The 14,198-nt window shown below is 65.8% G+C and carries 17 protein-coding genes; 4 read left to right on the top strand and 13 right to left on the bottom strand.

Annotated features, from left to right (window positions below):
• Nucleotides 1–4 precede the first annotated feature (4 nt).
• Complete coding sequence (locus PVW48_RS11325; protein ID WP_012176889.1) at nucleotides 5–274, top strand: HPr family phosphocarrier protein; 270 nt, start codon at nucleotides 5–7, stop codon at nucleotides 272–274.
• Between the two features lie 134 nt (nucleotides 275–408).
• Nucleotides 409–1,242, top strand: a complete 834-nt coding sequence (locus tag PVW48_RS11320) for a lysophospholipid acyltransferase family protein (RefSeq protein WP_050757768.1) — start codon at nucleotides 409–411, stop codon at nucleotides 1,240–1,242.
• On the opposite strand, the gene PVW48_RS11315 is transcribed toward PVW48_RS11320, so the two are convergent.
• Entirely contained in the window at nucleotides 1,235–1,999 is a 765-nt protein-coding gene (locus PVW48_RS11315) for a sulfite exporter TauE/SafE family protein (protein ID WP_274581409.1), read from the bottom strand. The genes PVW48_RS11320 and PVW48_RS11315 overlap by 8 nt on opposite strands.
• Before the next feature lie 275 nt (nucleotides 2,000–2,274).
• On the opposite strand from PVW48_RS11315, the gene PVW48_RS11310 reads away from it, so the two are divergent.
• Nucleotides 2,275–3,969, top strand: a complete 1,695-nt coding sequence (locus PVW48_RS11310) for an acyl-CoA dehydrogenase family protein (protein ID WP_274581408.1) — start codon at nucleotides 2,275–2,277, stop codon at nucleotides 3,967–3,969.
• 61 nt (nucleotides 3,970–4,030) lie between these two features.
• Here the strand turns inward: PVW48_RS11310 and recO are convergent, their stop codons facing one another.
• The 12 genes from recO to folK form a co-directional block, all read right to left on the bottom strand.
• Nucleotides 4,031–4,756, bottom strand: a complete 726-nt coding sequence (gene recO / locus PVW48_RS11305) for a DNA repair protein RecO (protein WP_274581407.1) — start codon at nucleotides 4,754–4,756, stop codon at nucleotides 4,031–4,033.
• Between the two features lie 68 nt (nucleotides 4,757–4,824).
• Complete coding sequence (locus tag PVW48_RS11300) at nucleotides 4,825–5,157, bottom strand: DUF1491 family protein (protein ID WP_274581406.1); 333 nt, start codon at nucleotides 5,155–5,157, stop codon at nucleotides 4,825–4,827.
• 3 nt (nucleotides 5,158–5,160) lie between these two features.
• Nucleotides 5,161–6,087: a GTPase Era gene (gene era / locus PVW48_RS11295; protein WP_012176883.1), complete on the bottom strand. Its 927-nt coding sequence runs from the start codon at nucleotides 6,085–6,087 to the stop codon at nucleotides 5,161–5,163.
• Nucleotides 6,080–6,769 (bottom strand): ribonuclease III, encoded by a 690-nt coding sequence (gene rnc / locus PVW48_RS11290; RefSeq protein WP_274581405.1) that lies wholly within the window; start codon nucleotides 6,767–6,769, stop codon nucleotides 6,080–6,082. The genes era and rnc overlap by 8 nt, the downstream gene beginning before the upstream one ends.
• The gene (lepB, locus tag PVW48_RS11285) at nucleotides 6,766–7,551 is read right to left on the bottom strand and encodes a signal peptidase I (RefSeq protein ID WP_274581404.1); all 786 of its coding nucleotides are present in this window, start codon (nucleotides 7,549–7,551) and stop codon (nucleotides 6,766–6,768) included. The genes rnc and lepB overlap by 4 nt, the downstream gene beginning before the upstream one ends.
• Nucleotides 7,552–7,606: 55 nt before the next feature.
• A complete protein-coding gene (acpS, locus tag PVW48_RS11280; RefSeq protein WP_012176880.1) occupies nucleotides 7,607–8,026 on the bottom strand; it encodes a holo-ACP synthase in 420 nt (139 codons plus the stop codon).
• A gap of 139 nt (nucleotides 8,027–8,165) precedes the next feature.
• Nucleotides 8,166–8,828, bottom strand: coding sequence for a hypothetical protein (locus PVW48_RS11275; RefSeq protein WP_274581403.1), 663 nt, complete (start codon nucleotides 8,826–8,828; stop codon nucleotides 8,166–8,168).
• Nucleotides 8,825–9,589, bottom strand: coding sequence for a pyridoxine 5'-phosphate synthase (locus PVW48_RS11270; protein WP_274581402.1), 765 nt, complete (start codon nucleotides 9,587–9,589; stop codon nucleotides 8,825–8,827). The genes PVW48_RS11275 and PVW48_RS11270 overlap by 4 nt, the downstream gene beginning before the upstream one ends.
• Nucleotides 9,590–9,614: 25 nt before the next feature.
• Nucleotides 9,615–10,271 (bottom strand): DUF2062 domain-containing protein, encoded by a 657-nt coding sequence (locus tag PVW48_RS11265; RefSeq protein ID WP_012176877.1) that lies wholly within the window; start codon nucleotides 10,269–10,271, stop codon nucleotides 9,615–9,617.
• 37 nt (nucleotides 10,272–10,308) lie between these two features.
• Entirely contained in the window at nucleotides 10,309–12,429 is a 2,121-nt protein-coding gene (locus PVW48_RS11260; protein ID WP_274581421.1) for a RelA/SpoT family protein, read from the bottom strand.
• 28 nt (nucleotides 12,430–12,457) lie between these two features.
• Nucleotides 12,458–12,814, bottom strand: a complete 357-nt coding sequence (rpoZ, locus tag PVW48_RS11255; protein ID WP_012176875.1) for a DNA-directed RNA polymerase subunit omega — start codon at nucleotides 12,812–12,814, stop codon at nucleotides 12,458–12,460.
• Nucleotides 12,815–12,891: 77 nt separating this feature from the next.
• On the bottom strand, nucleotides 12,892–13,461 hold the full coding sequence (folK, locus tag PVW48_RS11250; RefSeq protein WP_274581401.1) for a 2-amino-4-hydroxy-6-hydroxymethyldihydropteridine diphosphokinase: 570 nt from the start codon (nucleotides 13,459–13,461) through the stop codon (nucleotides 12,892–12,894).
• A gap of 118 nt (nucleotides 13,462–13,579) precedes the next feature.
• Between folK and PVW48_RS11245 the strand changes: the two genes are divergently transcribed.
• A complete protein-coding gene (locus PVW48_RS11245; protein WP_012176873.1) occupies nucleotides 13,580–14,152 on the top strand; it encodes a LabA-like NYN domain-containing protein in 573 nt (190 codons plus the stop codon).
• Nucleotides 14,153–14,198 lie beyond the last annotated feature (46 nt).

The raw sequence follows: 14,198 nt of genomic DNA, 5'->3' as shown, positions 1-14,198 counted from the left end.
CCGGATGATCCGCCAGGAACTGAAGATTATCAACGAGAAGGGCCTGCATGCGCGGGCCTCTGCGAAATTCGTCGAATGCGTCGAAGCCCATGATGCCAGCGCCGAGGTCGAAAAGGACGGGCTGTCGGCCTCGGGCGACTCGATCATGGGGCTGCTGATGCTGGCTGCTTCCAAGGGCACATCGATCCAGGTGGAAACGAAGGGCCCCGCCGCCGAAGAGCTTGCCAAGGCCCTCGAACAGCTCGTCGCCAACAGGTTCGGGGAGAACTACTGACACGCCCGCGCGCCCCGCGTCGGCTTTCCAGTGAGGGACAGCCATGTTAAGCGACCCCATCTCGCTGAAGGATTTGCAGAGTGACTGACAGTTCCGGCCCTTCGAGCCCGTTGGCCGCGCCTTCCACGGACCAGATGCCCGACCGCATCGAGCAACCCTATGACGGTCGCAACCTGTCCTATGCCAAGACCTTCACCAACCCCTGGGCTTCGGCGCTGATCCGGACCATGGAATGGGGGACCGGCAAGATCCGCCTGCTGCGCCTGATCCGGAAATTCGAGAAACAGGGCGTGCCCTCGGGCCAGGGCTTCTGGCGCCCGGCACTCGACACGATGGGCATTGCCTTGACCACGCCCGCAGAGCAGATCGCCCGCATCCCCAGGACAGGTCCGGTCATCATCGTGGCCAACCACCCGCACGGGCTGGTCGACGGGATGATCCTCGCGGACCTGATCGGTCGGGTGCGCACCGATTACAAGATCCTGACGCGCTCGCTGCTCACGGATGTGGAAGAGATCCAGCAATTCATGATCCCCGTGCCCTTCCCGCACGAGGACGACGCGCTGCAGAAAAACCTCGACATGCGCAAGCAAGCCATGGCCCACCTGGCCGCGGGCGGCGTCATCGTGATTTTCCCGTCCGGAGTGGTCGCCTCGTCCGAGACCATGTTCGGCCCGGCGATCGAAGCGGAATGGAACCCGTTCACCGCCAAGATGATCCTGCGCAGCGGCGCCAAGGTGGTGCCGATCCGGTTCACCGGCCAGAATTCGCGTTGGTACCAGATCGCCAATCAGATTTCTCCGGTGCTGCGCCAGGGGCTGCTGCTCCACGAGGTCGTACACTCCCTGAACAAGCCGCAGGCCCCGATCGTGGGCGAACCGCTCACCGCCGACGAAATCGCGGCGCGCAAGGACAACCCCCGCGGTTTCATGGAGTGGCTGCGCGAGAAGACGCTCAGCCTCACATAATCCCGCGCCGCACCAGGTTCAGACCTGCCAGAAGCAGGAAGACCAGCGTCGCCTGCCGGAACCGATCCTGATCCATCCGGTCCTGCAACCACAATCCCATCGCCATGCCCGCCGCCGCGGGCACCAGAAGCATCGCCGAAAAGGTCAGGGTTTCCACATTGGCCACCCCGGTCCGCAAATGCGTCAGCACCAGCGCGCAACTCGCCAGACCGTACAGAAGCCCCTGCGTCCGCACCTGCTCGGCCTTGGGCGTATCCAGCGCCACGAGATAGGCCACGATGGGTGGCCCCCAGATCCCCGAGAACCCGCCGAAAAAACCGGCCATCACGCCCGTCCCCAATTCGGCCCGCCGCCGATAGGCGGGCGCGATGCGCAACCGCCAGCCCAGAAGTTGGCTCGTGGCATAAAGCGCGATCGGGACCCCGATCATCAGCGTCAAGACCCGCTCCGGCACAGCCAGCACCAACTGTCCCGACAGCGCGATGAACACCAGAACCAGCGCCACCAGCCGCCAATGGGTCCGCGCCGTCAGCGACAGCGCGCCCACCCCGCCGCGCAGCGCCTGCCACAGGTTCATCACCAGCGACGGCACCATCAAACCGGCCAGCGCCACCGGCACCGGCACCACCGCCGACAGCCCGGACATCAGGATCAGCGGCATCGCGAACCCCACCGCGCCCTTCACCACACCGGCAAAGACCGCACAAAGCACCAGAAACGCGAGCGTCAGCTCGGACAGGGACAGAAACAGATCCATGGGGGGCTCCTTTGTCTCTGGCCTTAGCCCCCGGCGCCCGAGGCGGCAAGCCGGGACGAATCGACTCGCACGATTTTGCAGCGCAGCGTCGCGGCTGCTCCGAAACAACGCATGGAAACTTTCCGGTTTTTATGCGTTCATCCCTTGCAACAGCACGGCTGCACACTAGGACAAAGACATAATACTTCGTGTGCTGCTGCGCTCGCGAATTTTTCTTGCGCTGCGCTTGCGAAGTCCTTATCCCGGACCAAACCGGAAAACGCTGGAGAACGCCAATGCCCCATGATGGACAGGATCTTTCCCTGAACGATGCCCAGACCGTGGTTCTGCCGGACCTGCTGAGCCTGACCGCGGCTGCCGTGCCCCCGGTCGAGGCGGTGCTCGAAAAGGCTGTCGCGATCCTCAAGACGCAGCTGTCCGTGGATGGCCGCATCTCCGGTGCGCTGGTCGAAGAGCACCAGACCGCCTCCCACGGGCTGGCTTGGCTGGCGACCTATGCCCAATCCCTGCGCCAGATGCAGAAATGGGCCGAAACCCTGCAAGCCGACGGCAAGTTCGGCGAGGTGGAGCAGCTGATCCACCAGATCGCCTTCGGCGAATACCTCTGGCAGCTCCATGGCGGCATTCCGATGTCCCAGGGCGAGATCCTCCGCATGCAGGACATCGGCCTCAGCCAGGACGACCAGCGCGGCCTGATGATCCCCGAAATCCAGACCCTGACCCAGTCCGGCAACACCCAGGCCGCCCGCACCCGCCTTGTCGAGTTGATGCAGGAACGCGCCGCCGAGATCACCGTGGGCGCCTCCGGCCTCGACGACGAGCTGGAGATGATCCGCGAGCAGTTCCGCCGCTTCTCGGTGGACAAGGTGGAGCCGCATGCCCACGAGTGGCACCTCAAGGACGAGCTGATCCCGATGGAAATCATCGAGGAGCTTGCCGAGATGGGCGTGTTCGGGCTGACCATCCCCGAGGAGTATGGCGGTTTCGGCCTGTCCAAGGCCTCGATGTGCGTCGTCTCGGAAGAGCTGTCGCGCGGCTATATCGGCGTCGGCTCCCTCGGCACCCGGTCCGAGATCGCCGCCGAGCTGATCATCTGCGGCGGCACCGAAGAGCAGAAGCAGAAATGGCTCCCGCGCCTGGCCTCCGCCGAAACCCTGCCCACCGCCGTCTTCACCGAGCCCAACACCGGCTCGGACCTCGGTGCGTTGCGCACCCGCGCGGTGCAGGACGAGAATGGCGACTGGAAGGTGACCGGCAACAAGACCTGGATCACCCACGCCGCCCGCACCCATGTGATGACCCTGCTCGCGCGCACCAAGCCGGACACGACGGACCATCGCGGCCTGTCGATGTTCCTGGCCGAAAAGACCCCGGGCACCGAAGAGGCCCCCTTCCCGACCGAAGGCATGACCGGCGGCGAGATCGAGGTGCTCGGCTATCGCGGCATGAAGGAATACGAGCTGGCCTTCGACAACTTCCACGTCAAGGGCGAGAACCTGTTGGGCGGTGAAGAGGGCAAGGGCTTCAAGCAACTCATGGAAACGTTTGAGTCCGCCCGCATCCAGACCGCCGCCCGCGCCATCGGCGTTGCGCAATCCGCGCTGGATGTGTCCATGCAGTATGCGATCGACCGCAAGCAGTTCGGCAAGTCGCTCATCAACTTCCCCCGCGTCTCGGGCAAGCTGGCGATGATGGCGGTCGAGATCATGGTCGCGCGGCAGCTGACCTATTTCTCGGCCTTCGAGAAGGACGAGGGCCGCCGCTGCGATGTGGAGGCCGGCATGGCCAAGCTGCTCGGTGCCCGCGTGGCCTGGGCCGCCGCCGATAACGGGTTGCAGATCCACGGCGGCAACGGCTTTGCGCTGGAATACGGCATCAGCCGCATCCTGTGCGACGCGCGGATCCTCAACATCTTCGAAGGCGCCGCCGAGATCCAGGCCCAGGTCATCGCCCGCCGCCTGCTCGGCTGACCTGCCCTTTCCGCGTTCCCCAAGCCCCGCGCCACTCGCGCGGGGCTTTTGCGTGCCCGGCTCAGCGCGCCCGGGACAGCACGTCGATAAACCGCGCCCGCGCCTCGGGCGGGGGCCGATTGCCCAATGCCGGCGCCAGTTTGTGTTCCAGGAAATGCCCGGTGGTCGTCAGCCCCTCCAGCACCCCGTCCAGATGCGCAGGCCCGCCCAGCATCACCTCCGGCAAGGGCAGCAGCCGGTCGACCCAGGCCCCGGCGGCCTGTCGCGACACCGCCCGCCCGGTCCGCGGCGAGACGAAAGTTAGGTCCTCGTTCACCCCGCGCACCGCGCAGCCCGACAAATCCAACCCGAACCCCATCTGGTCGAGCAGCGCCATCTCCCAATCGAGATAGGCGGGCAACCACCCGGTGCCTTCAGCCAGCGCATCCAGCAGGGCGACCGTCTGGTCGTAGAAGCCGGGGTATGCCGCCCGCTCCGCCAGGGAAAACCGCGCCAGCGCCAGGGCCGAACTCATTGCCGACAGGGCCAGCCGGTCGCCCAGCACCGCCGCCGCCCGCCCGCGCACCGGCTCCACCGTGAACGCGCCCATGTGATCCTCCAACCGCGCCTTCCAGCGCAGGTCGAGCTGCGCGCCGGGCTGGAGCACCGGGGCCAGCTTGCGCGACACCCCGCCCCGCACCACGCCCAGATGGCGGCCATGGGCCCGGGTGAAAGCCTCGACGATCACCGAGGTCTCCCCATGGGGCCGCACGGACAGAAGCACACCCTCTTCCCGCCACTCGATCAAGCGCGCGCCCCTTTCCTCAGTGTTCCGCAAATACTCTCGCCGAAGGCATTGCCGGGCTCAACCCGCGCTCAGCCCTCCAGCCCGGGCTGGTCCAACAGGTGCCGCCCGGCGCGGTCCTCCACCGCGACGACCCACAGGTCCGGGTCCCGCGACCGGGCGCGGGCGAGCGCCGCGTCCACCTCAGCCTCGTCGCCCTCGACCAGAACCTCCCAGGAGCGGGTGTCGCGCATCAGATCATAGCGCCGCTCATAGGCGCGGGCCTTGCCGTCCAGCGTGCACAGCTTGACGATCACCGCCCCGGCAGTGCCGTCGCCGCGGGCCTCCACATAGACCGGGATGCCCTCGATCTGGCAGCGCATCATGTAGGCCTGCACCCACAATCCTGCGGCCAGCCGCGCCACGGCTCAGGCGTTCCCGTCCCGGAAATCGAGCCCCATCTCGTCGAAGCGCTCTTTCTCCTCCAGCCAGTTGGGCCGGACCTTCACCTGCAAGAACAGATGCACCTTGCGCCCGAGAAACTCGACCAGCTCCTCCCGCGCGGCCTTGGACACGGCCTTGGCGGTCTCGCCCTTGTGGCCCAGCAGGATGCCCTTGTGCCCATCCCGCATCACGTAAACCACCTGGTCGATCCGCACGGAGCCATCCTTGCGCTCTTCCCAATTCTCGGTCTCGACGGTCAACTGGTAGGGCAGCTCCTGATGCAGCCGCAGTGTCAGCTTCTCGCGGGTGATCTCGGCGGCGATCATGCGCAGGGGCACGTCGGCGATCTGGTCTTCCGGGTACATCCACGGCCCCTCGGGCAAGGACGCGCCGAGCCAGGCGCGCAGGTCCGCAACCCCGTAGCCCTTCTCGGCCGAGATCATGAAGGTCTCTGCAAACGGGTAGGCCGCGTTCAGGTCCTGCGTGAGTTTGAGCAAGACCTCGGACTTCACCCGGTCGATCTTGTTGATCGCGAGCGCCACGATCTGCTTGGGGTCGCGCCGTTCGTTCAGGGTTTCCAGGATCGCGCGCACCCCGTCGGTCATCCCGCGATGGGCCTCGACCATCAGCACCACGATATCCGCATCCGCCGCCCCGCCCCAGGCCGCCGCGACCATGGCCCGGTCGAGCCGCCGCCGCGGCCGGAACAGCCCCGGCGTGTCCACGAACACGATCTGTGCTGCCCCTTCCAGCGCCACGCCCCGGATCCGCGCCCGCGTCGTCTGGACCTTGTGGGTGACGATGGATACCTTCGCCCCCACCATCGCGTTGGTCAGGGTGGACTTGCCCGCGTTGGGCTCCCCGATCAGGGCCACGAAACCCGCCCGCGTGGGCGCTGCGTTCTCAGTCATGATTGCTCTCTACCTGGGCCAGAAGGGCCTTCGCCGCCGCCTGCTCCGCCTGTCGTTTGCTGCCCGCCTTCGCTTCGGCGCACGCGCCGGTCTCAAGTCGGGCCGAGATCGTGAAGACCGGCGCATGATCCGGCCCGCTCCGGGCACTTTCGATATAGGCCGGGGGCGGCAGGCCGCGCGCCTGCGCCCATTCCTGCAACGCGGTCTTGGGGTCGCGGGCATCGGCCTCCACCGCGCCGATCCGCTTGCCCCAGAGCCGCAGGATCAGCGCCTTGGCCGCCTCGAACCCCGCATCCCGGTAGACGGCGGCAATCACCGCCTCCATCCCGTCGCCCAGCAGCGCGTCCTTGCGCCGCCCGCCGGTCAGCATCTCCGACCGGCCCAGCCGCAACACATCGCCCAGCCCGATCTCGCGGGCGACCTCGGCGCAGGTCTCCTTGCGCACCAGCGCGTTGTAGCGCGGCGCCAACTGGCCCTCGCGGGCCTGCGGGTCCGCCTCCAGCAGTGCCTCGGCCATCACCAGGCCCAGAACCCGGTCGCCCAGGAACTCCAGCCGCTGATTGTCGCTGCGCCCGGCGGTGCTGCGCGAGGCATGGGTCAGGGCCCGCACCAGAAGCTCGGGCCGGTCAAACCGATGCCCGATCCGGTCGCAAAACGCGGAAATCTCCTTGGACAGCTTCACTCCAGCGCCTTGAAGAAACGATCCCCGCGCCAGGTCCAAAAATACAGCATCCGCGATCCCGCGGAACTGAAGATCACCCGGTCCGCACGGCCGATCAGGTTCTCGAACGGCACGAAGCCGACCCCGCCCACGGATTGCGCATAGCGGCTGTCCTGGCTGTTGTCGCGATTGTCGCCGACGAAGAAGAAATGTCCCTCCGGCACCGTGAACTCGGGGGTGTTGTCGCCGAAGCTCTGGTCGATGTTGAGGATCGAATGGCTGACACCGCCCGGCAGGGTTTCCACGAACTTCTCTTTCTCGCACACCCCGCCCTGGCCCACCGGCGCATTGGCGCAGCGCGGGAAGGACCCGATGGGGCCCTGCCGCTCGAAGATCTCGTCGAAGGTGCCGCCGGGCTCGGTAGGCACCGCCTCGCCGTTCAGGATCAGCCGCCCGTCACGGAACTGCACCGTGTCGCCGGGAAGACCGATCAGCCGCTTGATGAAGTCCGAGCCGTTCACCGGATGCCGGAAGACGACGATATCGCCGCGCTCGGGATCCGAGGCGAAGATCCGGCCCGGGATCGGACACATCGAGAACGGGCAGGAAACCTGGCTGTAGCCGTACGCCATCTTGTTGACGAACAGGAAATCCCCGACCAGAAGCGTGTCCTTCATCGACCCCGACGGGATCCAGAACGGCTGGAAGAACAGGGTGCGGAACACGCCGGCAATGACCAGCGCGTAGACCACGGTCTTGACCGTTTCCATGATGCCGCCTTCGGCCTTTTCGGTGGATGCCATATGGTGCCTCGTCGCCCGGGTTTGGCCCGCTTCATGGGCGCGCCGGGACGAGGAGTCAAGCCGAGCGCGCCGCCGCTTCCAGCGGGATCGCGGAGATCACCACATAGGCCTGCGCCCAGGGGTGATCGTCGGTCAGCGACACGTGGATCACCGCCTCGTGCCCTTCCGGCGTCAGCTGCTTGAGCCGCTCGGCCGCCCAGCCGGTGACATACATGGTGGGCTGGCCGGTCTCCAGGTTCTGCACCGCCATGTCGCGCCAGGAAATTCCCATCCTCAGGCCCGTGCCCAGGGCCTTGGAGCATGCCTCCTTGGCGGCCCAGCGCTTGGCATAGGTGGCGGCGGTCTGCTGACGGCTGTCGGCCTTGCGCTGCTCACGCTCGGTGAAGACCCGGTGGCGGAACCGGTCTCCGAACCGCTCCAGCGTGCGCTCGATCCGCTCGATATTGGCGAGATCCGTACCGATGCCGATGATCATGTTGCAGGGACCGTTTTTCTGACTTTCTGGTGCAGCAAAAGTGATGCGCCAAATGCTCCTGCGGCGCAAGGGCCCGCGAGACATTCCCACCGTCAGGCAAAGATGACGAGATCCGCGTGGGCTACCGCCCCGTCGGGGATCACTCAGCGCCTGCGGGCGCCCCGCCCGAGATCCATCCATAAAGATCGCCGAGCTTGCCCTGCATCCATCCCAGCGGAACGCTCGGATCCCAGTCGGGCAGCCCCTCGTAATACCTCGTCGCACTCTCCCAGGCCTGCTGCGGGGCCTCGGACATGGCGTTCCAGATCGTCGCGCGATCCGGCAAGGTCTCAACTTCGGGGATCAGATCGGCACAGTCGAAGGCCGCCACCGCCGCGTCAAAGGCCGCTTGCGGGTCGCCATCCGTGCTGGCCGCGGCCTCCAGCCCGGCCATGTCCCGGGCGGTATCGCAGGCATCCTTGATGTCGTAGGCCAGCGCCCCGGCAATCACCGCCACCCCGAGAAACGGAACCGCCTCCGCCACCACCGAACTGGAGTTGCGCGCCGCGGCCCGGGTCACACGCCGGGTCACCCGCTCGGATGTTTGCTGCGCCACCCGCTTGGCCGCGGTGCGCCGGGTCTGGGCCGCGGCGGCCTCGCGGGCGGCAATCGTGGTCATGCCCGCCGCCGACAACGCCCCGGACAGGGCCACCTGCACCCCGGAGACCGTCAGGCTCAGCACGGTCAGAGACATCGAAGCCACCAGCAGCAGCCCAAGAACGGTCCGGCTGAACAGCCCCGCAATCACCCGCAGCCAGCTCACGCGCGGGCTGCGTCCATCCGGCGGCGCATCTCGGCCATGGCGTCGGGCAGACCGCGGAAGATCGCCTCGCCGATCAGGAAATGCCCGATATTCAACTCCCGCACCTGCGGCAGTGCTGCGATGGGGGCGACCGTGTCGTAGCTCAGCCCGTGGCCCGCATGAACCTCCAGCCCGAGGTCGTGGGCGAAGGCCGCCATCTCGGTCAGCCGCGCAAGCTCCGCATCCCGCGTGGCGATGTCGCCCTCGGCGGCCGCGTCGCAATAGGCGCCCGTGTGCAGCTCGATCACCGGGGCCCCGATCCGGTGCGCGGCTTCGATCTGCGCCCGGTCGGCGGCGATGAAGATCGACACCCGGCAGCCCGCCTCGCGCAGAGGCGCGATGAAATGGGCCAGCCGATTTTCGTCCCGCGCGACCTCCAGCCCGCCCTCGGTGGTGCGTTCCTCGCGCTTTTCCGGCACGATGCAGACCGCATGCGGGACGTGGCGCAGCGCGATCGCCTGCATCTCGTCCGTAGCGGCCATCTCGAAGTTCAGCGGCACGGTCAGCGCCGCCATCAGCGCCTCGATATCCGCGTCTCCGATATGGCGGCGGTCCTCGCGCAGATGGGCGGTGATCCCGTCGGCCCCCGCCTGCTGGGCCAGAACGGCGGCGCGCACCGGGTCGGGGACGGCCCCGCCGCGGGCATTCCGCACCGTGGCCACGTGGTCGATATTCACCCCGAGGCGCAATTCCCCGGGTGCCGCAGTCGTCTTGTCCGTCATGATCAGGGGCCTCCTGCCTTCCAAACTAGGGCGCGCGATGGGCCTCGTCAGCCCGCGACTTCGCCTTGACGCGCAACGCCTCGATCTTTTTCTTCAACCGACCCTTGCGGCGCTTCTGGTAGGCGCGCAGCACCGGCAGGCTGAGATGGTACATCACCGCGCCCGCAATGATCCCCGGGATGATTCCGCCCACAAGGTAGGGCCAGAACACCTCGTCGAAAAACCGCGCCAGGTGATCCCATTGCGGCTCCCGGTCGGTGAAGATCGCGACGACGTTGTTCCACAGATCGGCGCCGGCCTCGGTGAACTTGCGCAGAAACGAGGTCTTGTCCTCGGGGTCGAACTCGGTCCCGAGGATGAAATGCCCGGTCTTGAGCGACACGATCCCGATCGGAATATAAGTCAGCGGGTTGCCGAAGAATGTCGCCAGAAGGGACGCCAGGATATTGCCGCGCAGGATCTTGGCCAGGATCGCCGCGATGACGAAATGCACCCCGTAAAGCGGCGTGAAGGTTGTGAACACGCCCGCCGCGATACCCCGCGCGATGGTCTCGGGCGTGTCGGGCAACCGCTGCAAGCGCCGCTTGATGTAATGGAACGCCCGGCCCCAACCGCCCCTCGGCCAGAGGGATTCCGCCACGACCTTCCAGAAGGGACGTTTATCGCGGCGTTTGAAAACCAAGCGGGTCCTCTTTTCGTTTGGCCCGCTCCCCTGAAAGTCAGGGCTTGCGGCTCAGGTCACGGTGTCGTTCCAGGCCCGCCACATCGGTGTCGGCCTGCACGGCGGTCATTACTCGGTGCAAGTGCTCCAGGTCCCGCACTTCTACTTCTAGAAGTAGGCGGTAAAAGTCCGGTTTCCGGTCAACAAAATGCAAGTCGGAAATATTCGCCCGCTGCTCGCCGATCAATGTGCAGATTCGTCCCAGAACGCCCTGATCGTTGCCGATCGTGACATCCAGCCGAACCGCGTGGACCGCGGCATGGCGTCCTGAATGCCATTGCAGGTCGATCCAGCGCCGCATCTCGTCCTCGAACTCCTCCAGCGCGGGGCAGTCGATGGCGTGCACGCGCACCCCGTGGCCGCGATAGGCGATGCCGACGATCCGCTCCCCGGGCACCGGCTGGCAGCAGCGCGCACGCTCGAAGCTCTGGTCGGAATGAAGGCCGACCACCGCGCGATCCGCCGCGACCTCGTCGCCGCCCTGCCCCTGCAACTCGGGATAGAGCACCTCGACCACGTCCCGGGCCGAGATATCCGCGCTGCCCAGGGCCGAGAGCAGCTCCAGCCGCCCGCCATAGCCCAGCTGATGCGCGGCGGTCTTCAGCGCCTTGTCGGTCACGCGCTTGCCCACATGGTCGAACGCCACCCGGGCGAGCTCCTGGCCCAGCTTGACGAAACGGGCCCGGTCCTCCTCGCGCAGGGACCGGCGGATCGCCTGCTTGGCGCGGCCGGTGACCACGATGTCGATCCAGGTCGCCTGGGGGCGCTGGCCGTCGGCGGTGATGATCTCGACCGACTGGCCATTCTTCAGCCGGGTCCAAAGCGGCACGCGAATCCCGTCCACCTTGGCCCCCACGCAACTGTCCCCGATCCGGGTGTGAATGCCGTAGGCATAATCCAGTGGCGTCGCGCCCTTGGGCAGCTTGACCACCTCTCCCTTGGGGGTGAAGCAGAACACCTGGTCGGAATACATCTCCAGCTTGACGTGTTCGAGAAACTCGCCGTGATCCTCGGAGCTTTCGAACCGCTCGCTCAGGCTGGCGATCCACTCCGCCGGGTCGACGGCGAAGGGGTTTTCCACCTGCACCCCGTCCCGGTAGGACCAGTGCGCGGCCACGCCGGCCTCGGCCACCTCGTGCATCTGGCGGGTGCGGATCTGCACCTCCACCCGCTTGCCGTCACGGCCCGACACCGTGGTGTGGATCGACCGATACCCGTTCGATTTCGGCTGACTGATATAATCCTTGAACCGCCCCGGCACCGCGCGCCAACGCTGATGGATCGCGCCCAGCACCCCGTAGCAGTCATCTTCGCTGTGGGTGATGACCCGGAACCCGTAGATATCCGACAATCGCGAGAAGCCGAGCTGCTTGGCCTCCATCTTGCGCCAGATCGAATAGGGTTTCTTCGCCCGGCCATAGACATCGGCCTCGATCCCGTGGGCGTCCAGCTCCTTGCGGATGTCGCTGGTGATCTTCTGGACCACGTCGCCGGTCTCGTTCTGCAGCTTGATGAACCGGCGCATGATGGACTGCCGCCCGTCCGGGTTCAGCACCCGGAACGACAGGTCCTCCAGCTCGTCGCGCATCCACTGCATGCCCATCCGCCCGGCCAGCGGCGCATAGATGTCCATGGTCTCGCGGGCCTTCTTGACCTGTTTTTCCACCGGCATGTGCTTGATCGTGCGCATGTTGTGCAGACGGTCGGCCAGCTTCACCAGGATCACCCGCAGGTCCTTGGACATCGCCATGAAGAGCTTGCGGAAATTCTCCGCCTGCTTGGTCTCGCGGCTCGACAGCTGCAGGTTGGTCAGATTGGTGACCCCGTTGACAAGCTCGGCGATCTCGCGCCCGAACTGCGTTTCCAGCTCGGCAAAGGTCGACCGCGTGTCTTCGACGGTGTCATGCAGCAGGGCGGTAATGATGGTGCTGTCATCCAGCCGTTGCTCGGCAAGAATCGCTGCCACCGCGACGGGATGCGTAAAGTATTCCTCCCCGGAATGGCGCAACTGACCCCGGTGCATCTCGCGACCGTAGTCATAGGCCGCTTCGATCAGGGCCGCGTTCGTCCGGGGGTTGTAGGTCTGGACAAGCGCGATCAGGTCGCGGGCTTCGATCAGGCTGTCCGACGAATCCCGCGGCACGAGATCACGGCTGGCCTTGCGCTTCCATCAGCGCACGCAGCAACTTCTCCTCGGACATGTCGTCCTCGGCGGGCTTGTCCGGCTGGCCGCCGCCCATGAGCATGGCCATGCTGTCCTCTTCGGGCTCGTCCACCTCGATCTGGGTCTGGTTGGACTCGATCAGCCGTTCGCGCAGTGCGTCCGCCGACTGGGTCTCCTCGGCGATCTCGCGCAGGGACACGACCGGGTTCTTGTCGTTGTCGCGGTCGATCGTCAGTTCGGATCCGGCGGAAATCTCGCGCGCGCGATGCGCGGCAAGCATCACCAGCTCGAAGCGGTTGGGTACCTTGTCAACGCAGTCTTCAACCGTCACGCGGGCCATGGATGTCTCCGTTTTGGCAAAGGGGGCAGTGGACAGCATGTAAAGCGTGCAAAATGCCTTGACAAGGCGAAACAGGCTTACTCAAGCGGTCGAATGGCATCTATTTCCGATTTCGGCAGGTTCCGAAGCATTTCCGAGGCCGTTTTGCCAGTCACCGGGTGCCGCCAGAGCGGTGCGACATCCATCAGCGGCACCAGAACGAAGGGCCGGTCCGCGATCCGCGGATGGGGAAGAATCAACTCATCCGGCGTGCGCGCCACCTGCGCGCTGCGCGGCAGGTCGCGCCACTGGGCATAGGTCTCCATGTCCGGCAAGACCTGCGCCCCCAGCGCCAGCAGATCGAGGTCCAGCGTCCGGGCGCCCCACCGCTGCCCGCGCGCACGGCCAAGCCTGTCCTCCACATCGTGCAACACCTTCAGAAGCGCCTTGGCACCGAGCTCGGTTTCCACGGTCACGCAGCCATTGACATACTCCGGTTGCGACGGATCCGGAAACGCGGGCGTGGCGAAAAATCGGCTGCGCGCAACGATTTCCAACGGCGCGTCCGCCAACGCCTCGCAGGCCTGACGCAAGGTCACCTTGGGCGTGCGCCCGCCGAGGGGCTGATTTGCGCCAAGCGCAATTATGCCGAATGACTGAATTTTCATGCGCTTGATGGTTGCGGCAGGTCGAAAAAGCCTTACTTTGCTCTATGCGTTTCATCAAACTGCTTTTTATTCACACTCACGAATTTTGGTGGAGCGCATTACCCGGAAGGACCAGTAAATGTTTTATAAAGACGACAGGTTGGCGCTGTTTATTGATGGCTCCAACCTTTATGCCGCAGCCAAGGCGCTCGGCTTTGACATCGATTACAAGCTGCTCCGCCAAGAGTTCATGCGCCGCGGGAAACTGCTGCGCGCGTTCTACTATACGGCGCTGCTTGAGAACGATGAGTATTCCCCGATCCGACCCCTGGTCGACTGGCTGCACTATAACGGGTTCAGCATGGTCACCAAACCGGCCAAGGAATACACCGACAGCCAAGGCCGTCGGAAAGTCAAAGGTAACATGGACATCGAGCTGGCCGTGGACGCGATGGAACTAGCGCCCCACATGGATCACGCCGTCCTGTTTTCCGGCGACGGCGATTTCCGCCCGCTGATCGAGTCGCTGCAGCGGCGCGGCGTGCGGGTCTCGGTGGTCTCCACCATTCGCTCCCATCCCCCCATGATTTCCGACGAGCTGCGCCGCCAGGCGGACAACTTCATCGAGCTCGACGAACTCAAGGAAATCATCGGCCGCCCGCCACGCGAGCCGCGCGAACCGCGCGAGACCGCAGTGGAAACCGCGGACTGACACGCCATCTATGGTGAAACTCACTCAAGACCCGCTGCGGCGGGTC

The organism is Dinoroseobacter sp. PD6, from assembly GCF_028807315.1.
Taxonomy (GTDB): domain Bacteria; phylum Pseudomonadota; class Alphaproteobacteria; order Rhodobacterales; family Rhodobacteraceae; genus Dinoroseobacter; species Dinoroseobacter shibae.
Note: the sequence above shows the minus strand (reverse complement) of the source record. Positions and strands in the feature narration are given on the sequence as shown.

What these genes read in the sequence shown, in the direction of transcription:
- lepB (WP_274581404.1), bottom strand. Translation starts at nt 7,551, where the DNA reads ATGGCATCCACCGAAAAGGCCGAAGGCGGCATCATGGAAACGGTCAAG.
- PVW48_RS11320 (WP_050757768.1), top strand. Translation starts at nt 409, where the DNA reads ATGCCCGACCGCATCGAGCAACCCTATGACGGTCGCAACCTGTCCTAT.
- PVW48_RS11310 (WP_274581408.1), top strand. Translation starts at nt 2,275, where the DNA reads ATGCCCCATGATGGACAGGATCTTTCCCTGAACGATGCCCAGACCGTG.
- PVW48_RS11270 (WP_274581402.1), bottom strand. Translation starts at nt 9,589, where the DNA reads ATGACGGACAAGACGACTGCGGCACCCGGGGAATTGCGCCTCGGGGTG.
- PVW48_RS11315 (WP_274581409.1), bottom strand. Translation starts at nt 1,999, where the DNA reads ATGGATCTGTTTCTGTCCCTGTCCGAGCTGACGCTCGCGTTTCTGGTG.
- acpS (WP_012176880.1), bottom strand. Translation starts at nt 8,026, where the DNA reads ATGATCATCGGCATCGGTACGGATCTCGCCAATATCGAGCGGATCGAG.
- folK (WP_274581401.1), bottom strand. Translation starts at nt 13,461, where the DNA reads ATGAAAATTCAGTCATTCGGCATAATTGCGCTTGGCGCAAATCAGCCC.
- era (WP_012176883.1), bottom strand. Translation starts at nt 6,087, where the DNA reads ATGACTGAGAACGCAGCGCCCACGCGGGCGGGTTTCGTGGCCCTGATC.
- rpoZ (WP_012176875.1), bottom strand. Translation starts at nt 12,814, where the DNA reads ATGGCCCGCGTGACGGTTGAAGACTGCGTTGACAAGGTACCCAACCGC.
- PVW48_RS11325 (WP_012176889.1), top strand. Translation starts at nt 5, where the DNA reads ATGATCCGCCAGGAACTGAAGATTATCAACGAGAAGGGCCTGCATGCG.
- PVW48_RS11245 (WP_012176873.1), top strand. Translation starts at nt 13,580, where the DNA reads ATGTTTTATAAAGACGACAGGTTGGCGCTGTTTATTGATGGCTCCAAC.